This is a genomic window from Acidobacteriota bacterium (assembly GCA_028875575.1).
Lineage (GTDB): Bacteria > Acidobacteriota > Terriglobia > Versatilivoradales > Versatilivoraceae > Versatilivorator.
In genome coordinates, this window is the sequence record JAPPDF010000049.1 from 41,002 (window position 1) to 61,129 (window position 20,128).

Annotated in this window: 15 protein-coding genes; 7 read left to right on the forward strand and 8 right to left on the reverse strand. The window is 63.3% G+C overall.

The genetic code is table 11. The annotated features are described in order from the left end of the window. Positions 1–130: 130 nt before the first annotated feature. The gene (locus tag OXI69_07535; GenBank protein ID MDE2665985.1) at positions 131–1,897 is read left to right on the forward strand and encodes an ABC transporter ATP-binding protein; all 1,767 of its coding nucleotides are present in this window, start codon (positions 131–133) and stop codon (positions 1,895–1,897) included. A gap of 10 nt (positions 1,898–1,907) precedes the next feature. Here the strand turns inward: OXI69_07535 and OXI69_07540 are convergent, their stop codons facing one another. The 5 genes from OXI69_07540 to OXI69_07560 form a co-directional block, all read right to left on the reverse strand. Next, the gene (locus tag OXI69_07540) at positions 1,908–2,384 is read right to left on the reverse strand and encodes a PH domain-containing protein (GenBank protein MDE2665986.1); all 477 of its coding nucleotides are present in this window, start codon (positions 2,382–2,384) and stop codon (positions 1,908–1,910) included. Positions 2,385–2,595: 211 nt separating this feature from the next. Then, complete coding sequence (locus OXI69_07545; protein MDE2665987.1) at positions 2,596–4,119, reverse strand: hypothetical protein; 1,524 nt, start codon at positions 4,117–4,119, stop codon at positions 2,596–2,598. Between the two features lie 74 nt (positions 4,120–4,193). Continuing rightward, positions 4,194–4,430 carry a hypothetical protein gene (locus OXI69_07550; GenBank protein ID MDE2665988.1) on the reverse strand — a complete coding sequence of 79 codons (237 nt, stop codon included), beginning with the start codon at positions 4,428–4,430 and terminating at the stop codon, positions 4,194–4,196. Between the two features lie 205 nt (positions 4,431–4,635). Then, positions 4,636–5,658, reverse strand: coding sequence for an amidohydrolase family protein (locus OXI69_07555; GenBank protein MDE2665989.1), 1,023 nt, complete (start codon positions 5,656–5,658; stop codon positions 4,636–4,638). Between the two features lie 262 nt (positions 5,659–5,920). Continuing rightward, positions 5,921–7,423 carry a sodium/solute symporter gene (locus tag OXI69_07560; protein ID MDE2665990.1) on the reverse strand — a complete coding sequence of 501 codons (1,503 nt, stop codon included), beginning with the start codon at positions 7,421–7,423 and terminating at the stop codon, positions 5,921–5,923. Between the two features lie 587 nt (positions 7,424–8,010). On the opposite strand from OXI69_07560, the gene OXI69_07565 reads away from it, so the two are divergent. Both OXI69_07565 and OXI69_07570 read left to right on the forward strand, forming a co-directional pair. Then, positions 8,011–8,559, forward strand: coding sequence for an RNA polymerase sigma factor (locus OXI69_07565; protein ID MDE2665991.1), 549 nt, complete (start codon positions 8,011–8,013; stop codon positions 8,557–8,559). Then, entirely contained in the window at positions 8,556–10,802 is a 2,247-nt protein-coding gene (locus OXI69_07570; protein MDE2665992.1) for a VWA domain-containing protein, read from the forward strand. The genes OXI69_07565 and OXI69_07570 overlap by 4 nt, the downstream gene beginning before the upstream one ends. Positions 10,803–10,927: 125 nt before the next feature. Here OXI69_07570 and OXI69_07575 read toward each other — a convergent pair whose 3' ends face one another. Next, positions 10,928–12,022, reverse strand: coding sequence for an NAD-dependent epimerase/dehydratase family protein (locus OXI69_07575; GenBank protein ID MDE2665993.1), 1,095 nt, complete (start codon positions 12,020–12,022; stop codon positions 10,928–10,930). 224 nt (positions 12,023–12,246) lie between these two features. Between OXI69_07575 and OXI69_07580 the strand changes: the two genes are divergently transcribed. From OXI69_07580 to OXI69_07595, 4 genes are all read left to right on the forward strand, one after another. Then, positions 12,247–13,476 (forward strand): MFS transporter, encoded by a 1,230-nt coding sequence (locus OXI69_07580; GenBank protein MDE2665994.1) that lies wholly within the window; start codon positions 12,247–12,249, stop codon positions 13,474–13,476. A 51-nt stretch (positions 13,477–13,527) separates the two neighbouring features. After that, positions 13,528–14,097, forward strand: a complete 570-nt coding sequence (locus OXI69_07585) for a DJ-1/PfpI family protein (GenBank protein ID MDE2665995.1) — start codon at positions 13,528–13,530, stop codon at positions 14,095–14,097. Positions 14,098–14,172: 75 nt separating this feature from the next. Further along, complete coding sequence (locus OXI69_07590) at positions 14,173–14,394, forward strand: hypothetical protein (GenBank protein MDE2665996.1); 222 nt, start codon at positions 14,173–14,175, stop codon at positions 14,392–14,394. Positions 14,395–14,432: 38 nt separating this feature from the next. Then, complete coding sequence (locus tag OXI69_07595) at positions 14,433–15,287, forward strand: TauD/TfdA family dioxygenase (GenBank protein ID MDE2665997.1); 855 nt, start codon at positions 14,433–14,435, stop codon at positions 15,285–15,287. 100 nt (positions 15,288–15,387) lie between these two features. Here OXI69_07595 and OXI69_07600 read toward each other — a convergent pair whose 3' ends face one another. Together OXI69_07600 and OXI69_07605 are read right to left on the reverse strand one after the other, a co-directional pair. Next, positions 15,388–18,534, reverse strand: coding sequence for a TonB-dependent receptor (locus OXI69_07600; protein ID MDE2665998.1), 3,147 nt, complete (start codon positions 18,532–18,534; stop codon positions 15,388–15,390). 402 nt (positions 18,535–18,936) lie between these two features. Continuing rightward, on the reverse strand, positions 18,937–20,034 hold the full coding sequence (locus OXI69_07605; GenBank protein ID MDE2665999.1) for a mandelate racemase/muconate lactonizing enzyme family protein: 1,098 nt from the start codon (positions 20,032–20,034) through the stop codon (positions 18,937–18,939). Between the last annotated feature and the right edge of the window lie 94 nt (positions 20,035–20,128).

The following is a 20,128-nucleotide window of genomic DNA, read 5'->3' on the forward strand; positions in this document are numbered from 1 at the left end:
TATCCCTCGGGAATTCCAGACTGTTGCCCCCGGGTCCACAGGACGGCAGCGAAACCGTTCCCGCGGGATCCCTTCTTCACCGAGAAGGCACAACCTCCGCGTTGACGGGAAACATCTACGGGCAGCCGGCATGAGCCAGGACAAGCAACGCAAAAAACGCGGAAAATTTTCCCTCTCCTCGCTCCAGTACGTGCTTCGGCACATCATCTGGCCCCGCCGGAGACTGGTGATCTTCGGGGTGATCCTGATCATCGTAAACCGCTTCTCGCGCCTGGTGCTGCCGGGGTCCTTCAAGTACCTCATGGACGACGTCATCGGAAAGGGCGACACGGAACTCCTCAAGATCCTGCTGCTCAGCGTGGGAGCCGCGCTGTCCGTGCAAGCCGTCACCTCCTTCGTGTTGACCCGCCTGCTGAGCGTGGAAGCCCAGCACCTCATCTCGATCTTGCGCGTGGATGTTCAGAAGCACGTGATCCAGCTGCCGGTGCGCTACTTCGACAACACCAAGTCGGGCGAGTTGGTTTCGCGGATCATGCTGGACGTGGAGGGGGTGCGCAATCTGATCGGGACCGGGCTGGTCCAGATGTTCGGCGGCATTCTCACCTCTGTGGTGGTCTTTTTCCTGCTGCTGGACCTCAGCCCCCTGCTAACCCTCTACGTGGTGGTGCCGCTGGCCCTGTTCGGCCTGATTTCCCTCAAGGCCTTCGGATACGTGCGCCCGATTTTTCGGGAACGGGCCAAGGTCAATGCCGACGTCACCGGCCGCCTGACCGAATCTCTGGGAGGGATCCGGGTGATCAAGGGCTTCAATGCCGAAGAGTCCGAGGTCGCTGTCTTCAAGAAGGGCGTGGAGCGGATCTTCGACAACGTCAGGAAGACCCTCACGGCGACCAGCCTGGTCACCAGCGCCGGCACGCTGCTCGTCGGGTTGCCTGCAGTAAGCATCATGTGGGTGGGGAGTTCCATGGTGGTCGAGGAAAGCATGACTACGGGAGACCTGATGGCCTTCATCGCCTACCTGCTGTTTCTGGTGGCCCCACTGGTTGAAATGGGGAATATCGGAAGTCAATTCACCGAGGCCTTTGCCGGCCTGGACCGCACCAAGGAGCTGATGAGCGTCCCCAAGGAGAGCGAAAACCCGCTTCGCACCCGTCGGCTGGAGGATGTGAGGGGGAACCTTGTTTTCAAGGGAGTCCATTTTTCCTACCAGCAGGGTACCGAAGTTCTCAGAGACATCTCCTTCGAGGCTCCTCCGGGGTCGGTCACCGCCCTGGTGGGCAGCTCGGGTTCCGGCAAGACCACCATCGCCGGACTGGCCGCGAGTTTCCTGACGCCGGACAAGGGTATGGTGGAAGTGGACGGCATCGACCTGTCCCGGGTGACCCTGGGAAGCTATCGGTCACGGCTGGGCGTGGTCCTGCAGGATGACTTCCTTTACGAGGGAACCATCCGGGAGAACATCCTGTTCGGCCAGCCCAAAGCCTCCGAGGCCGACCTGCTGAGCGCGGTGAAGGCGGCCCACGTCAAGGAGTTTGCGGACCGGCTGCAGGAGGGACTGGACACCCTCATAGGGGAGCGGGGGGTCAAGCTCTCGGGGGGTCAGCGACAGCGGGTAGCCATCGCCCGGGCACTGCTGGCGGACCCCAGAATCCTGATCCTGGACGAGGCCACTTCCAACCTGGACACCGAGAGCGAGATCTTCATTCAGGAAAGCCTGAACGAGCTGATCCGGGGTCGCACCACCCTGGTGATCGCCCATCGCTTGAGCACCATTCGCAAAGCCGACCAGATCCTGGTCATCGAGAACGGCAGGATCGTGGAGCGGGGGACCCACGATCAACTGATCGACCGGCAAGGCCGCTACCACCGGCTCTACACCTACCAGGCGCGGATTTGAAGGAAACTTCTCACCCGATTGTTGCAGTATCCGCACGACGTCGGATGAGTCCGGAGCCATCACCCTGGATGATGAGCTCGGGGTCGCTTCGAGCAAGGTCAGCGATGAACTTTTTCTTGTCTTTTGGCGATACCAGGGCGATTTCTCCGAGAACGCCGTCGGGAGAATACTTTATTTCAAGCCTGTCCAAGGACAGGGCCGGAGCGCTGAGCAGGTTCCAGGTGGGTTGAACCTTCGTTATCTGCGAGATCGGGACACTCGTTCTCAAGAATCCAGCCCGAATTATCAATACAGAGGCTTCGATCTGGTAGTAGACGGGGAGAAAGCAAACCAACAACAGAGCAAGCAAGAGAGTAGCCGGGCCCATTATAATCAGCAGATCCGGACTGAATTCCATGTCCGCTGCAAGGTCATCGACGATTGGGTACAAAAGCGCCATACAGATCAGAATCGGAATCGGTAGATCTATCTTTGAATAGTGACGCATATTCCTAAACACCGCTTTCCCAACGATGGTAGAGACCTCTGATGGCGGTCCGTTTCATCAGTTCAAGTTTGCAGTGACGGTAATCGCCTGACAGTCCCCCCAAGCAGGGGTGGCCGCTTACGGGACTTTCTGCATGCCTGCCTTGGAGTTGTTGGACGGTTCCTCCCAAAAGGCTTGAGCGGCATCCCCTTCCTGTTGCCTCAACTCGACCTCAGGGACTACCGAAGCGGAAGGCGTAGAGGTCGGCATCCTTCAGCACCACCCGCAGGCGGATGGGCTTCCCAGCCAGGTCGGCCAGGTCGGCGCCGCCTTTCCAGGTCACGGCGCCGTCGATGCGATCCCCGAATGTCTCCGGCGACTCGGCCAGGCTGAAGCCCGGAACCGGTCGGCCGGCCGCATCCTGAACCTCCACCTGCAGGCTGCCGGCGGCCGAGGTGGCGTAGTTCAGGGTCAGCTCCCCGCCTCGAAAGACCAAGGGCCGGGTCACCAGTTCGCCGCCGCTCAGGCCCGCCCGGGCCGAGACGAAGCCGTCCATCCGCAGGGTGTAGCGCCGCAACCGCGAAGCCTTCCCGTTGGCGGTCCAATACCCGCCGTCATTGACATAGAGCGACAGCTCGTCCGGCCTGTCAGCCGATTCGGCCGGGGTCGCCAGCAACCCGTAGGCGGGAAAGGAAGCCGGGTAGATCCAGCGCTCCCTGCGGGGGCCGGGGCGGATGAAGGCCTCGCCCCAGCGCTTGAAGGAGAGGCCGTCCCGGCTGCTCATGAACAGGGTCTCCGAGATGGAGCCGTAGCGATAGGAGGGGTGCTCGGTAATCGGCAGCCCCTTCTCAATCTCGCGCCCGGCCATGAACCGCCCCGGAAACCCCACCAGCAGATGGGGAGCCCGGAAATAGGGCCGGACCTGGTTGAGGTAGAGCTGTTCACGGGGAGCCCCGGGGTATTGGAGCCAGCGGGGTTCGCTCCACTTGAGGAAATCCTCGGAAGTGCAGGTCATGACGTCCCGGGCCGGCCCCGCGGGGTCGAGACCCAACTGCGGCCCCTCGGGACGAATCTCGTCGTTGGGGCCGCGTATTTCCCGGTAGTAGGCCCGGTAGACTTGCCGCGCACTGTCCCAGAAGGCCACGTTCTGGGAATCGAACTTGCCCCGGGTGATCACCGGAGCATCGCTCATCTTCCGCCAGCGGACCCCGTCGGGGGAGGCGAAGGCGTAGAGTCCGCGTGGATCGCTCAAGGCCGCCAGGGCCTTGTAGCGTTCTTCGGGCTTGGCGGCGGGGTTGGCGTCCTTGAAGGGAACGAAGGTGTTGGAGACCTCCCCCGAGAGGATGATGTTGTTCCTCTTGGAGCCCTGGAACTCCACCAGCCCCAGCTCCGGCCTCATCCAGCGGATGCCGTCCCGGCTTTCAGCCAGGCAGACCCACAGGGTCGGCTCCTTGCCGATCCCCGGCCAGGCGGCCGCCCGGTAGTACATGCGGTAGCGGTCGCCGTCACGAAACAGGGTGTTGTATCCGGAATAACCGCCCTCCCAGGGCCGGTCGTGGGTAAAGACCACCTCCCGTTCCACCGGGGAATGCAGGCGCAGCTCGACCGTCCCGTCGGTTTGCTCGATCAGGGCGTCGTCCACCAGGAGCTGGCGCCGCGATCCGATCTCGATGGGCGTTTCCGGCTGAGGGCCGCATCCGCTCCAGAATGCACCAAGGCCGATGAAGCACAACAAAACTGGAACGAAGTTAGCCATTTTCCACGATTTTCATAGCAAGCGAACGCGCAACGACCGCTGGTCATCTACATCGACTGTTCTGAGCACGTCGTTCATTTGTTCAAAACGACTACATTCAATGGTTGATTCACATCCACGTGTCCGGCAACATCCAACACCTCTACGTAGCACGGGTTGAATCTTGCCCCGCACTCCGAATCTTGTGCTCGCACGACCGGTTGCACCGTGCAGGCCCCTTGAAACGCCAGCATCGCCAGCGACAGCGCGATTACGCCAAATACCACCCGGCTGTACCAGTCCGCCAGGAATCCGTCTTGTCTGGTTGTCATCACTCTCTCCCTTGTGCAGAAGTCAGGAAATTCTCGAACCCTACCGAATTAGCGGGTGTTTTCTGTGCGCACCCAAGCCCCATCCAGCCACCTTTCCGCCAATCGTATCTCAACCAGGACCCACCCGCTCCCCGGCCTTCTCTCGGTGTTCGGCACAATCTGCGTCCTCAAGCCTGCCTCCAAGGCGGTTGTGCGGCTTGTTGTCCTAATCGTTGCTCGCCCCTTCCTCTTCGCCGATTCCCAGAGCGGTGGCCGCGTTCCGCCAGAAGAGTCCCTCGACCTGGTCCCTGGAGAGGCCGGCGACCTCGGCCGCGAACTTCATGGCCAGAAGCTGCTCATAGACCGCCAGGATGGGCCGGCCGTCGCAGTGGGGAAACTGAAGGTCACCCCGGTCGGCATCGTAGTGCTCCCAGGCTCGCCCCAGGGCGGCGTAGTGGCCGTGGAAGAAGGCTGCCCCCACTCCGTCCGAGCCCCAAAAGACCCGGCGGGGGTCCTCCTTGGTGAGCAGGGAGATGTAGGGCCGGGGGTCGGTCACCGCCGAGGTGTCGTAGTGGATGTTGGGCATGTCCCTGAGCCGTTCCACCGCCTCTTGCATGGGCCAGTAGGTGAAGCTGCGGGCGCAGTGGGCCAGCAGCCACTTGAGGTTGGGATAGCGCTTGGTGGTGTATTCCTCCAGGTCCTGCAGGTTGAGATGGTCGGCGCAGCCGTGAAAGCGGGACAGGTGCATGGTCACCCACAGGCCGTGGTGGTTGGCGAACTCCATCTGCTCGTGGGGCAGAAACTCATGGATGCGGCACTGGGCGATGTCCCCGGTGATCGAGTGGGTGCGGTAGGGCTTCAGGCCGACGAACTGGGGGTGCTTGAGGTCCCGCTCGATGTCCGCCAGCTTGCAGGAGGGCGTCACCAGGCGGTTGTGGCGGACACCGGGAACCCCGTCGATCTCGCTGCGGTTCAACTCCACGTGTTTGGCCACGTCGGTTCCCGGGAAGGGGTGTCCCAGGATGAGGTACTGCATGCCCCGGCCCGGGTAGAGGACCTCGGCCCACTGATTCAAGGTCTCCAGATCGTTGTCCTCCTTCTTGAGCGACTCCGGATCCACTCCGGTGACGGCGGAGCGCCAGAAGCAATGGATGTGGGCGTCCAGGATTCGGGAAGGGACGAAGTCCTCCAGTTCCTCCTCCCAGACCTGCCGATCGCAGTCGCGGTAGTCGATGTTTGCTTGAGCCATGGGTTTCCCTCCTGGATCACGGTAATTTCGGACGATTCTAAAACAATATGCTCATTGAGCCGTTTGCAAAATTCGGCAGCGGGACGTTTGCCGGGAATGGCCACAAAAGGCACAAAAACACAATTTGTGCCTTTTGTGCTTTTTGTGGTTCGACAGCCTTTTTCACCCGGTCGCAACCGATATTGAAAAAAGCCGAACATCAGGTTTGCCGGCAAGTTGACCTGCCCCGCTACGAATTTTGCAATACGCTCCATTCTCTCTACTACGGACGTCCCTCGGACCGGCGCAGGATCAGGCTGGCCGCCAAGGCCACCGAGACCAGCACCAGGTGGCCGAGCACCCCGGTCAGCCACAGGCTTAGGGTGCAGTTGAAGCTCCCCAGATCGAGGATGGGCTCGGCGCTTCCCGGCAGCCTCACCTGGGTCAGGGTGGCCCAGGCGGTAAACAGGAGGCAGGCCAGGATGCCCAGGTTGGCACCCCTGGCCAGTGTCCAGCGGAACAGCATGCCCACGGCAAACAGTCCCAGGATGCCTCCGGTGAAGATCATGGTCATGGTGAGGGAGAACTCGACCAGGGAGGCGCTGTCGATCCGGGTCCACTGGAGCGCCAGCAGAATGGAGGCGGCGCCCAGGCCGACCACCGAGATTCTGCCCACCAGCAGCCTGAGGCTCTCGGAAGCGCGGGGGCGCAGCTTGCCGAAGAAGTCGTTGACCACCACCGTCGCCAGCGAGTTGAGATCCGAGTCCAGCGAAGACATGGCGGCGGCGATAAGGGCGGCCAGAACCATGCCCTTGAGACCCGCCGGGAACTGGGTGCTGACAAAGTAGGGAACGATGCGGTCCTTGACCGCCATGACGTCCGCCGGCACCACCTCGGCGCTGAACTGGTAGTAGGACCATAGCAGCGCTCCCAGCAGCATGAACAGCAGCCACACCGGCACGCAGGCCCCCGCTCCCATGACGGCCCCGCGGACGGCTTCCCGATCGGAGCGGGCCAGCAGGTAGCGCTGCACGTTGTGCTGGTTGCAGCAGAAGGACTGCAGCCAGGCGACTATCGAACCAAGGATCAGAAGCCACTGGTTGTTCTGGGTGGCGTCCCATTGCCAGCGGCCGATCTCGAACTTGCCCCCCTCCCAGGCAGCCGCAAGGATCTGGGAAGGGCCGGCGTCGGATCCGAACAGAATGAGCAGGATGCAGAGCAGGCCCCCGCCCACCAGGAAGATGCCCTGGACCACGTCGGTCCAGACCACGGCCTGGATGCCGCCGATCAGGGTGTAGAGCACGGTTACCGCGCCCAGAATCAGGATCACGCCGGTGACGTCCCACCCGGTCAGCACCGCCGTGGCCAGGGCCAGGAAGTAGTAGGTGACGCTGACGTCGGCCACCCGGCTGACCAGAAAGGTGGCGGCGCCGTAGGCCCGCGCGGGATAGCCGAAGCGCTGCTGCAGGTATTCATAGGCCGTCATGCGCACGTTGTGCCGGTAGAACACCACGATGCGCCGGGCCAGCAGCAGCATCACGATCAGCGGCATCAGGTGGGCGGGAATTAGAAACATGTTGTCGTGGAACACGTTTCCGGGATGTCCCACGAAGGTGGCGCTCCCGCAAATGGTGCCCAGGATGGAGAAGGCCACCACCCAGCCCGGAACGCTGCGCGCCGCCAGAAAGTAGTCCTCGGTGGTCTTTTGCCGCCTGGAAAAGTAGACCCCCAGCAGAGCCACTCCGCTCAGGTAAACCACAACGATGCCGGTATCTATGGGAGCCATGGAGGATACTCGTTTGAGTGAAAGGCTCTCGGACCCCGCCCGGCGGTCCGAGGTGCAACCTGGGATCTCTTCCAGCCAATACTGCTGCAAGAAATCGAGAAGAGAGTCAATGGGAGCATTGCCGCCGGCAGCGCCTGAATGCCCTTTCTCACAGGTACGGCACCTACTGTATATCGGATGGTGACTGGCCGTTCAAGCGGGCTCGCCCGCCTCGCTCCTTCTGAATGCGGTTTCGCCGAAGATCAACGGCCAATCGATCAGGACTGGCCGGGGCTGCCGGTTTGGGAAACAGCAGTGGCTCCTCCGGCCACAGGGCTGTGCCCATTGCACATGTGAGTGTTGACAGTGCACCTCTGACGGATATGCTTGCCGGAAAGCAGATTGCAGATATCACGCGGACGCTGGAAGCCGCTTCGGAAAATGGGCCCCCACACATCCCGCAACCCGAAATTTTCTTCAAAGAATACGACCGCCGGGTGCGTCTCAATGGATGAGGCTGGGAATCCATGCACGGTGGCGCGGTTGATCCAAGCAAACATGTCGCTCCGACCCCTTTCCGATTCTTCTCGGAGAACCTTTCCAAGTCAATGACCGAGCAGGCCGACGAAATCCTGGCTCGCAGGGCCGCCGCGGGAGACAGGAACGCCTTTTCGGAGTTGCTGGAACGCCACTACGCCCTGATCTACCGCGTCGGCGCGCGCATGCTCGGAGGCGGGGCGGAGGCGGAGGATCTGGCGCAGGATGTCTGCGTGGGCCTGGTGACCAGGCTGGCGTCCTACGGCGGCCAGAGTCGATTCACTACCTGGCTTTACCGGGTGGTGGTGAACGCGGCCCGGGACGCCATGCGCCGCAACGCCACCCGCCGCCGAAACGAGCAGGAATTCGTGGAGCAGGACGTTCGCGGCCATCGCCAGAGCAGCAGCGGGGGTGAGGATTCCATTTGGCTGCAACAGGTGCTAGGGCAGTTGAGCGAAGAGCTGCGAGCCACCGTGATCCTGGTGCTGGCGGAGGGTCTTCGACACGGAGAAGCCGGCAAGATCCTGGGAGTCAGCGAAGCAACGGTCTCCTGGCGGCTGCACCAGGCGCGCAAGAAGTTGCGCGGCCAAAAGGCGCAGACTGAGAGGATGGTACTGTGAGAGACGAATTGGAAAGGCTTGAAAAGGAACTGAAGCGCAGATCGCCCAAGCCGAATCCCGAGGCCAAAAAGCAGACGCTTTCGAAGGCCATGGAGGCCTTTGACGGACACCACCAAGGATTGCCGGTTCAGCCGCGTCAGACAGGGCAGGAGGCAACTATCATGTCCTGGCTGAAACAGAGAATCCATCCCCTTCAACTTCGTTACGTAGCGGCTGCCGGTGCCTTGTGCCTGGCGCTCGCCGGCGGCGCCTTCACTTACTGGCTGCTCACTTGGTCGACCGAACCGGTGGAAACGAGCCAGGTTGCCAGGCTTGAATCCGAGCCCGCTCCGGTTCCTGCCGAAGAAGAGGCGATCGAGTCCCGTCAAGAAGCTTCGGCAACCGTGACCGCCGGTGATCCGCCTTCAGCAGGGTCCGCGCCGACGCCCCCGGAGAATCCGGCGAACCGACCCGCCGAGGTGGCAGCCCCGGCCGCGCCTGCTACCGCTGAAACGGCTCCGCTGGCGGCAACGGAGGGTGTCACCGTTGACGTTACCGGCGCGGTATCGGTTTTGAGTTCAGAGTCCGCCACGGCTACCGCTGCGGATCCCAACCAACCGGCTGCGCCTGCCTCGCCTGCGTTCCCTGCCCCGCCGCCAGCCCCTCCTTCCCGTCCTGGGGCACTGACGATGATCACAGGTGGCGAAGTGGGCGCCGTCGCCTCAAGATCCGCGAGGGTTCGCGGCGAACTCTCGGACCGCCTTGTCGGTCTCAGGAGCAGTTTGAGGAGGGCTGCCGATCAACTCCGCAAAGTGGAGGAGAGCGGCGCCCGGTCCCGGGATCGCTTCCCCCGCGTCGATCCCAACCGGCTGAAGATGGTTGCCGAAGAGCCGGTCTCGACCTTTTCCATCGATGTCGATACCGCTGCCTACAGCTTTGTGCGCGCCTCGCTGCAGCAAGGCACGCTGCCGCCCAAGGAGGCCGTTCGCATCGAGGAGTTGATCAATTATTTTGCCTACGACTATCCCGCGCCCACGGGGCGAGACACCCCCTTTGCGACCCGGGTGACGGTACTGCCTGCTCCCTGGAACCCCTCGACCCGCTTGATGCATATCGGCATCCGCGGATTCGAGCTGACGGGCCCTCGTCCACGGGCGAACCTGGTGTTTCTGATCGACACCTCGGGTTCCATGGGCCAGCCCAACAAACTGCCCCTGCTGGTCAATTCGCTCCGACTGCTGCTCGGGTCCCTGGAGCCGGCGGACCGGGTGGCCATTGTGACCTATGCGGGATCGTCTGCCACGGCCCTGGAGCCCACCCCGGTGAGCGAGCGCGAGAAGATCCTGGCCGCCCTGGGTCAACTGAGAGCGGGCGGTTCCACCGCCGGCGCCTCGGGGATTCAGCGCGCCTACCGACTGGCGAGGCAGCATTTCATGGCCGATGGCGTCAACCGAGTCATCCTGGCCACCGACGGCGATTTCAACGTGGGGATCACCGACCTGGATCAGCTGCAGGGCTATGTCGAACGCGAGCGGAAAAGCGGCGTGTTCCTATCGGTGCTGGGCTTCGGCATGGGCAATCTGAATGACCGGCTCATGCAGGCGCTGGCGCAGAACGGCAACGGCGTCGCCGCCTACATCGACACTCTCTCCGAAGCCCGCAAGGTGCTGGTTGACGAAGCCACCTCGACGCTCTTCCCCATCGCCAAGGATGTCAAGATCCAGGTCGAGTTCAACCCGGCCCGGGTGAGCGAATATCGGCTGATCGGCTACGAGAGCCGCATGCTGGCCCGCGAGGATTTCCAGAACGATCGGGTGGACGCCGGCGAGATCGGCTCCGGCCACCGGGTGACCGCGATCTATGAAATTACCCCGGTCGGCTCCGGGGGTGAGCGGGTGCCCCCGCTGCGCTATGGGCGGGAGAAGAAACCGCAGCCAGGCGCCGCAAGCGGCGAATACGCCTTTGTGAAGATTCGCTACAAGTTGCCGGAATCGGACACCAGCACCCTGATCTCCCAGGCGGTGACCTCCGCCAACGAACATGAGCGGATCGAGCAGGCTCCCCTGGACGTGCGCTTCGCCGCGGCGGTGGCGGGGTTCGGTCAATTGATGCAGGGAAGTCCCTATACGGAAAAGTTCGACTACGACCAGGTGATCGAACTGGCCCGGGCAGCCCGCGGGGAAGACCGTTTCGGCTATCGCTCCGAGTTTCTCCAACTGGTTCGGCTGGCCCAGTCGGCAGCCCAGCCCGCCATTGCTCCCTGAGCGGCTCGGAAGTCCTTGACAACTCGTGCAGCCTCACCAACACCTCGCTGCCTCAACAGCTGATCGTCACTCCCGGAAAGCCGCGTTTGCCCCGCTCCGGCTCGACTGCGGGCTCCGCCCTGGCCTCAAGAATCACTCCTCACCCGGGATCTTGCACGCGACTGCACCAGGCCATCGTCGATAAGCTGCTGGAAGTGATCCACTATGGCTCCTGCAACCGGTCGGAACCTCATTCCCAAGTGGGTCGTCGCACGCCGAGTGTCGAATCTGAGCGGGTGGCCGACGTTCCGACGGACCTCGGATCGCTTGAGCCCCGCCAGCGGAGCGAGCAACACCGCCACAAACTTCGGCAACGTGCGGCGTGGGAAAGGAAACCCGCCACCGAAATGTTCGCGAAGAATCGCCGCGATCTCCTGCAGACTCAGCGTCTCAGCGACAAGGATGTGCCGCCCGGTCGCCTCCGTCGTCATCGCTGCCCGTACATGCGCTTCCGCCACATCTCGCACGTCGACGATTCCAAATTTCCCATTCGGCACACCCAGCCGGTAGAAGCCGGTCCCGAAGTCGCGGATGATGCGCACACTTTCGGAAGTCGCGTGGGGGCTGAGCGCGGGCCCCAGGGCGAGCCCCGGATTGACAACGACCAGGTCCCAGCGATTCTGGGCTCCCGCGACCTCCCACGCCAGCCGTTCCGCCAGCACCTTGGAGAATGCATACGGCTGGTGGCTTTCGCTGCTGGTCTCGTTCCAGTGGCTCTCGTTGAAACACCCCTCCTCCGTCCCGGCCATCTCAATGGCATCTCCGTAGATAGCAGCCACGCTGGAGGTCAAGACCACGCGGCGCACCGTCGGGCAACGGTTGACCGCTTCCAGGACGTTCCGGGTCCCGCTGGCTGCAGGCTCAATGAGGACACGCATCGGATCCCTGACTCCCCGGCCGATGACCGGGGACGCAGTGTGGAACACCGCCTCGCACCCGGCCATTGCGCGGTCGAATCCCGCCGGGTCCAGCAATTCGGCTCCATAGAGCGACAAGGATCCCGCCGAATCCGTGGCCATGGCTTCCAGGTGGCGGGTCTCTTTCGGATCCGCCGGATCGCGAACCGTCGCGTGGACATGGTGTCCGAGTTCGAGGAGCCTCTTGACGAGCCACGACCCAATGTACCCGCTTCCCCCGGTAACGAGGACGGGGCAGGTCGGACCAAGCGCTGGATCGGCCATTTCAGTCACGGTACTCCTTGGAGCCTGCAACCAGCGGGAGGCCAGGCCGGGGTTCAAGGCAATCCGCAAAGCGCCGCCACCCACAGCCGAGAGGGCACGCCGCCGGCTCGGATCTGCCGGCTCGGATCTGCTTTACAATTCCCACTGAAGGCGCTATGTTTGCGCCCCGAATTCGGTTCGGACCTGTACCGATTCCAGTTCTTTCTGTTCCGCCCACAATCGTAATGAACACCCCCCACTCTCAAGGAGGCCGGCCGGGCGACCTGCGAGGAAAGCGCGGCTTTATCCTGACCGGGATTTCCGGCTCCCACACGCTGTTCCACGCCTTCCAGCACAGCCTGCTGGTTTTGTTTCCCAATATACGGGAATCCTTCGCCCTCTCCAATCTGCAGACCACCTCCATTTCGGCGGTCCAGGAAGTGGTGGCCGGCCTGATCGATCTGCCCGGAGGGGTGGCGATGGACCTGCTCAAGCGATACTGGGGCCTGGTCATGACCCTCTGCATGGGCGGTTTCGGAATCGGCTGGCTGGTGGTCGGTTCGGCTCCCGGGTACGTGACGGTCCTTTGCGGAATGGCGATCGTGGCCGCTTCCTCCTCTCTTTGGCACCTGCCCGCGATGGCCTCTCTCTCCAACCGCTTCGCCGAGCGCCGCGGCTTCGCCCTGTCGGTGTACGGGGTCGGCGGCAACGTGGGCGAGATCCTGGGACCGGCCACCACCGGCCTGCTGTTGGGAATGCTCACCTGGCAAAGCATCATCGGCTCCTATGCCCTGCTTCCCCTGCTCCTGATGCTTCCCGTCCACTGGGCTTTTCGGGACATCGGAAGCCGGCAGGCGGGCTCGCCTTCGGCTCAGGAGAGCGCCAATCTGTCGGACCAGCTCGGTTACACCCGGCAGATGTTCAGGAACGGCGTCCTGTGGGGAATCATCGCCATCGCGGGACTGAGGGGCATGGCCTTTGTGGCATTCACCGCGGTCGTCGCCCTCTACACCAAGGATGTGCTGGACCTGAGCGACCAAACGAGGGGTTTCTACTTCTCGCTGCTGGGCCTGGTCGGAATGACCGCCTCGCCGCTGCTGGGACATCTCTCGGACCGGTTCGGACGAAAGATGGTCCTGGTGCCCAACCTGCTGGCCCTGGGGGTGTTGACCCTGCTGATGGCCTGGTACGGTCACCTGGGAGCCTTCCCGGTGCTGCTGCTGCTTATGGGGGTCTTCCTCTACAGCGACCAGCCGGTGCTGACTGCCGCCGCCCTGGATGTGGCCGGGCGCCGCACCACCACCACCGCCATCGGGTTCGTCTCCTTCTCCCGTCTGGCCTTGAGCGCTCCTTCGCCGGTGATTGCAGGGTGGCTGTATCGTCCCGACGCCGTGCATGCCGTTTTCTATTACATTGCAGGACTATTCTTTCTGGCCGCCTGCGGTCTCTTCCTGTTACCGTTGCGCAAGGGTTGACAGACGGCATCGGTCGAGGCAACCAGAAAAATTCCAAATCGGGAGGGCCGGATGGAAAAGATCCTGATCGTCATCGGCGACGCCTCCGAAGCCATGGACACTCTCTACCCTTACTATCGGGTGCAGGAGGAGGGGTTCGAGGCGGTGGTGGCGGCTCCGGAGAAACGCCGCTACCATCTCGTCATACATGAGATACCGCCGGGGTGGGAGGTGACCCGGGAATCGCCCAGTTACCACTGGAACTCCGACATCGCCTTTCGGGACGTTGAGCCGGACGGGTATGCCGGTCTCTTTGTTTCAGGAGGACGGGCGCCGGAGTATCTGCGCTACGATAGACATCTGGTGGACATCGTTCGCCATTTCTTTGAAACGGGCAAGCCGGTGGCCTCGGTGTGCCATGGAGCCGAGATCCTGGCGGCGGCGGGCGTGGTACGGGGAAAGCGCATGGCCACAGTGGCCAAGTGTCGATTCGACGTGCAGATCTGCGGCGCGACCTTCGTGGACGACGGCTGCGTGCGGGACGGCAACTTGGTGAGCGCCCGCACCTGGCACGACAACGCGCTCTACATGAAAGAGTTTGTCCGTATGTTGGTGGACGCAAGGCGGCTCCAGGGCGGATAGAATTTCAAGCCGCCGTCCCCTGCCCGGTTCGGCAACCCGACCCTCTTCGAGGTTTCGGAGAAAGGACAATCTGCAATGACTCTGCTTCGCCGCCTGGTCATCACTGCCGCACGCGTCCTGGTTCAGAATCCGGAGGCCCGCGCCAAGGCTCGGGAGGTTCTGGAAGAGGAGGTCAAGCCCCGGGCCAAGGAGGCCTGGCGGGAGGCCCGCCCCGAAATCGAGAAAGCCGGGCGGGGCCTCAAGCGTTTTGCCCGGCGGGTCCGGGACGAATATCGAAGCGGCCGCCGAGACGATTGAGGGCGGCCACGGATTTCCCGAAAGAAGGTTCCACGGAAATGACCATCGTCCCGCTGGGAGAACACATCGGAGCCGCGGTGCAGGGTGTTGACGTGGGCTCTCCACACACCAAGGAGACGTTTGCCGAGCTTCGCCGAGCCCTTTACAGGCATTCGGTGCTGGCCTTTCACGACCAGGACATCTCCGACGAGCAGCAGGTGGCCTTCACCCGGGGATTCGGCCGGCTCCAGATGACCATTGCCAGCGATCCCTACGGAGGCGGTGGCCCCATCAACCGCATCGCCAACGTGGATGAGGACGGCCGCCTCATCCCTCCCCGGGACAAGCGTTCCCTCTATCAGGCCGGCAACAATCTCTGGCATTCCGACGGCTCTTTCAAGTCCGTCCCCCTGAAAGCCTCCATGCTGTCGGCCAAGGTAGTGCCGCCCCGCGGCGGCGAGACCGAGTACGCCAGCCTTCGGGCTGCCTATGCCACACTGCCCGAATCCAGGAAGGCCCAACTTGAAGGATTGGTCGCCGAGCACAGCATGGCCCATTCCCGGTCCCAGATCGCGCCTGGTCTTTTGACCGAGGCCTTCCTCAAGGCGACGCCCCCGGTTCGCCACGTGCTGGTCCGCACCGTCCCCGAGACGGGAAAGAAAGCCCTCTACGTGGGGTCTTACGCCTCCCACATTATCGGTTGGGACATCCCGAAGGGCCGCGCCCTGCTGGAGGAGCTCCTGGAATGGTCCACCCAACCGCAATTCGTCTACCGGCACCGGTGGAAGACCAACGACCTGGTGATGTGGGACAACCGCTCTTGCCTCCACCGCGGCCGCCCCTGGGACAACGGCGTCTACAAGCGCATCATGCACCGCACCACCCTGGCCGGAGACGGCCCCACCGTCCCCTGAGACCTCTGCCAGCGCTTCTCTGAGTTTTTCTTCGTGTCCCCGCGTTGTCCTTCGTGGATAACTGTTTTCCCTGGCTTGTCGGTACGAAGCAGCCGCCCCGCTAGAACAGCAGCCGGAAGCCGATCTGCACCTGGAACGGCGGTCCGGGGATGTTTCCCGTCAGGTATTGGCCGTCCGGGCCCCGGATCTGAGCAAAGTTCGGATTGGTCGGCTGTCCGCTCAACCCGCAGGCCAGGTCGCGTGAGTCGGCGCAGTAATTGGCCACGGTCGGGAACCACTGGTTCAGCGTTACGTTGTCGAGGTTCAGGAGGTTGAAGAACTCCAGTGAAAGGAGAGCATGGCCGGTCTCGCCCAGTGGAAACCGCTTTTGCACCCGGAGGTTGATGTCGGCGGTCGACTTGTTCCGGAAGGCGTTTCTGGTGAACGGCACGCCGGGCGCGCGATAGGGGCGGTCGGCTCCGCCCCGGTCCTCGTTCGAATCGGCGCCCATGCGTGCGTCGAAGGGAGCGCTCGACGAAATGTGCATTCCGGTCGAGAGATCGACGTCTCCGGGCAGCATGACGACGCCTTGGGCGTGGAACTGGTGGCGCCTGTCAAGCAGGCTGGGACCGTATTCCGAATTCAGGTCATACCCGTTCTCGTAGGATATCCCCCCCGCGTCCCGCTCGTTGTCGTCGCTCGATTCGTTCTTCGACAGCACGTAGTGGGCGCTGAGCTGTCCCCGGGAATGACGGAACTCGGAGCTGATCGTCAACGCCCGGTAGAGTGCCTCCGCCGTCGACTCGCGGACGGTGACGCTGTCGAGCCCCGGAACCGGCCGCCGGGTCCCGCTGCGCAGACCGAAGAAGGGGCGCTCGGCAGGATCGTCCTGCCGCACCGCCGGCAATGGGACGTTGAGGTCCCGGTTCCGTTCCAGGCGGGTGGTATCGACGACGAGAATGTCGGCCCCCAGCGACCAGCCGGGACGGACCTCATGCTGCAGGCCGCCGCCGAACTGGCGCGCCATCGGATTCCTGAAACCTGAGTCCACCATGGTGACACGGGCTCCTGCGAACGGGTTGCTCTCGATCCCAAGCGCCTCGGCGATGGCTGTGATCTGATCCGGAGCCAGTGTCGGGAGATTGTCGAGCGATCGCCGGTTCAGATCGATCCCGATGAGCTTCATCTGATCGTACAGCGTGACATGAGGGCTTCCCACCGGCGCCGGGAACGGCAGGGCAACGCTCAGGTCCCCCGGCGGCACCCCGAAGTTGTTCGTGGGGGCGGCCAGCAGCAGCAGCGGGGTTCGCGCGTAATAAACGCCGGCGAACCCGCGCACCACGGTCTTGGCGTTTCCGGCCGGATCCCAAGCCAAGCCGACCCGTGGTCCAAACTGGCTGCCGCTGCTCGGGATATTGGTGGGGTCTACCCGGCGTCCGCTGGGAAAAGTCACGCCACGCAACTGATCGATCAGAAACCTGTTTCCGGCATTCGGGGTCGGATTGAACTGACCGTCCCAGCGCAGGCCGAAGTTGACCGTCAGGGTGGGAGCCACCCTCCACTGGTCCTGCACGAACAGGCCGACCTCGTCGGTTGCGAAAGACGCCTTCAGGTTGCCGATCTGCTGCAGGTAGATCAGCGATGGCGAGTCGAACCGGTTGGGAATGGCTCCACCCACCCCGATGATGTCCAGGGTCGTCTCCACATCCGACCCGAACACCAGGTAGCCGCCGTTCTGGAAGAAGCCGAACTTCTGATCGATGAAGACGTGGTGGTAGTCGAATCCCACCTTCAGGTTGTGGTCGTTGACGATCCAGGTCAGATTGCCGGCCCCCTGGGCCCGCCAGTCGAACTGGGTCGTCGGTCGGAAGCTGCGGGTCCCGAACTCACCCAGCGAGAGATCCACGAGCGGTTTGAGGGCGTTAGCGGAACGGGGGCGATCCTCGCGCGAGTACTGCCCGCGCAGCTCGAAGAGCAGACTCGGGGAAATCACGCTGGTCAACTGCCCGACGACCGTCTGGGTCGCGTCCTCCTCGGTTCCGTTGGTTTCCAGCGAGCGATGGGTCGTGGGTGTGATGACGTTGCCTACGCCGTCCGAGTTGAGCGCCTGGTTGGTGCTGCCGTTGTATCGGACATTGAAGCGGTTGTTGCCAGACAGGTTGAAGTCGATACGAGCCAGCCAGGCCTTGGCGTCGTTGGTGACCTCGAAGGGCGTCTCCAAACTGCGGTAGTGGTCGAACCCTTCCCGGCTGGCGGCCGTGGGCGTGAAGTGGTCGAGCCGGGCGAACCGCACCTCGCGCGACGCCTTGAACTCCTGCTGCTCGTAGGCGACGAAGAAGAAGGTCCGGTCGCGTGCCAGCGCTCCGCCCAGGGAACCGCCGAACTGGTGCTGCGTGGGGGCCGCATCCTGCCCGAAGGCGTTCCGGGCCGCCAGTCGCTCCGGCCGCAGAAGGTAAAAGGCCGACCCTCTCGGCGTGTTGGTCCCCGACTTGGTGATGGCGTTAACCAGCCCGCCGCTGGAGCGTCCGAATTCGGGCGAGTACCCCGCCTTGACAACCCGGAACTCCTGGACCGCCTCCTGCGGAATGGTGAAGGTGAACTGGGAGCGCTCGCCGCCTCGGATGCCCCCGAAGAACGGCTGATTGTAGTCGGCGCCGTCGATGCTGACATTCCCGTTGATGCCGCGCTGCCCCGCCAGCGAAATCTGTCCCCGCTGAGGCTCGACCTGGGCCGTGGGTGTCAGGGAGACGAAATCGTGGAACCGCCGGCCGTTGATGGGCAGGTTGGTGATGGCCTGGCTGTCGAGCGCCGCGTCGGACGTATCGGTGGTGGTTTCAACCACGGAGGCTTCGGCCGTCACGGTGACCGTCTGGGCAATGCCGGCCGGAGCCAGGCTGAAGTTGATCGTGCGGACGGCGCCGACGGCAAGCGTCAGATCGTCGAGTTCCACTGCAGCGAAGCCGGCCAGCTCGACGGCGACGTCGTAGGAGCCGGGAGGCAGCAGCACCAGGCTGTATGTCCCCGAGTCGTCGGACACCCCGGTCCGGACCAGGCCGGTGTCGAGGTTCACGGCCCTCACCGCGGCGCCCGGCAGCACACCTCCGGTGGAGTCTGACACCAGACCGGTGATCCTGCCGGTGGTCGCCCTGTCCTGGGCCGGCGTAGACGCCGGCAGAAGAAAGGCTACAAACAGCCAGACGAGCAGGGGATTGCATTTTTTGCGGGGGGGTGGGCTTTTGGGAGGAGTGGGGGGGGTGTCTGGCGTCATTTTAAGTGCGTGGTGCGTTTCGGGAGCGTGCCTCGTATTCGCCGCATTCGCGGCTGGGTTCGTGCTGAACCCATACGACCCCGGGTTGACACCTCCGCTGGCAAGAGAACGTCGCCTTCGCCGCCATACGCAACTTCCCCGGGGGGGCTCTTAGCTTGCCCAGCAGGCGACACGAGGGCGCTGCTTCGCAGCTCTATAAGGATGGCCTGTAGTAAGCGTTTCCTTGGCCTACCCACTCCAACCGCAGCTTCGCAGCTCTCCCTTAACCCACGACACTGCCAACGGATAGGATCTTTCAATAATTTTTGCCCGGGCGCCGGCGCGGCGTCCGTGGCACTGGAATATGGCAGTTCCATCGCTCGAGTCGCGTAGAAGGCGGCAATCTTCCGGCCGTCCTCCTGTCTAAGGCCAGGAGTTTTTCTCCAGGCAGTAGCGGCTGACCTTGTCCTCGTCGAAGGCCACGCCGTGGCCGGGACGCTCCGGAGGAAACGCGAATCCTCCTTCAATCCGTAGCGGGTGCTGCAGAAAGCGTTCCAGCATCGGGACCTGCTCCACGAAGAGGGCGTTGGGAGTGGCGCACACCAGGTGGACGTGGACCTCCATCATCAAGTGGGGGGACACCGAGGCATTGAAGCTGTGGGCCAGGGCGGCGATTCTCAGCCATTCGGTGATGCCCACGCGGCCGACGTCGGGTTGCACAATGCCCGCGGCTCCCCGAGCCAGGTACTCCCTGAAGACGTGCCGGTTGAAGAGATTCTCGCCCAGCGCGATGGGGATGGAGGTGTGCCGGCTCAATTGCTCGTGCCCCAGCACGTCGTCGGCATCCAGGGGCTCCTCCATCCAGAAGAGGTCGAGATCCTCCAGGAGACGGCAGCGGGCCATGGCTTCGGACGCGGTCCAGCGCAGGTTGGCATCGACCATGAGCTTGACGTCAGCGCCCACCGCCTTCCTCACCGCCCGGACGCGCGCCACGTCTTCCAGGCGGCTCTCCTTGCCCACCTTGATCTTGACTCCGGGGACTCCCCGCTCCACGCAACCGGCAGCCTCGCGGACCATTTCCTCGACGCCGTGGTTCAGCCAGCCGCAGTCGGTGTTGTAGACGGGAGTGCGGTCGCGGGCCGCCCCCAGGAAGCGGAAGAGCGGCTGGCCGGCCTGGCGGGCCTTGAGGTCCCACAGGGCGATATCGATGGCCGAGGAGGCAAGCAGGGTCAGTCCGTGCCTGCCGACCCAGTGCAGACCCCACCACATCTTTTCCCAGAGCCGCTGGGTGTCCCTGGGATCTTCTCCCAGAATCAGCGGAACGACTTCCGTGTCCAGCATCACCTTGGTGGCCCTTCCCCCGCGGCCGATGGTATAGCTAAAGCCGAACCCCTCGTCTCCAGTGTCGGTATGAACGGTGACGGCGATGACCTCCAGGCACTCGACTTCCTGGATGGCGTCCACGATCCGCCTGTGCGGAGGGAAGCGATAGTAGGCCGTTTCCATGCGATCGATCTTCATGGTGTCATTCCTCGCTCAGCATTTCCGGTTCAGCCCGGGTGCCGCGGCGCGTGCCGTTGCGTTCGAGCGGGGGACAAAGATAGCATATTGAACA

Coding starts and splice junctions, on each gene's coding strand:
- OXI69_07535 (MDE2665985.1), top strand. CDS start 131: ATGAGCCAGGACAAGCAACGCAAAAAACGCGGAAAATTTTCCCTCTCC.
- OXI69_07540 (MDE2665986.1), bottom strand. CDS start 2,384: ATGCGTCACTATTCAAAGATAGATCTACCGATTCCGATTCTGATCTGT.
- OXI69_07545 (MDE2665987.1), bottom strand. CDS start 4,119: ATGGCTAACTTCGTTCCAGTTTTGTTGTGCTTCATCGGCCTTGGTGCA.
- OXI69_07550 (MDE2665988.1), bottom strand. CDS start 4,430: ATGACAACCAGACAAGACGGATTCCTGGCGGACTGGTACAGCCGGGTG.
- OXI69_07555 (MDE2665989.1), bottom strand. CDS start 5,658: ATGGCTCAAGCAAACATCGACTACCGCGACTGCGATCGGCAGGTCTGG.
- OXI69_07560 (MDE2665990.1), bottom strand. CDS start 7,423: ATGGCTCCCATAGATACCGGCATCGTTGTGGTTTACCTGAGCGGAGTG.
- OXI69_07565 (MDE2665991.1), top strand. CDS start 8,011: ATGACCGAGCAGGCCGACGAAATCCTGGCTCGCAGGGCCGCCGCGGGA.
- OXI69_07575 (MDE2665993.1), bottom strand. CDS start 12,022: ATGGCCGATCCAGCGCTTGGTCCGACCTGCCCCGTCCTCGTTACCGGG.
- OXI69_07580 (MDE2665994.1), top strand. CDS start 12,247: ATGAACACCCCCCACTCTCAAGGAGGCCGGCCGGGCGACCTGCGAGGA.
- OXI69_07585 (MDE2665995.1), top strand. CDS start 13,528: ATGGAAAAGATCCTGATCGTCATCGGCGACGCCTCCGAAGCCATGGAC.
- OXI69_07590 (MDE2665996.1), top strand. CDS start 14,173: ATGACTCTGCTTCGCCGCCTGGTCATCACTGCCGCACGCGTCCTGGTT.
- OXI69_07595 (MDE2665997.1), top strand. CDS start 14,433: ATGACCATCGTCCCGCTGGGAGAACACATCGGAGCCGCGGTGCAGGGT.
- OXI69_07600 (MDE2665998.1), bottom strand. CDS start 18,534: ATGACGCCAGACACCCCCCCCACTCCTCCCAAAAGCCCACCCCCCCGC.
- OXI69_07605 (MDE2665999.1), bottom strand. CDS start 20,034: ATGAAGATCGATCGCATGGAAACGGCCTACTATCGCTTCCCTCCGCAC.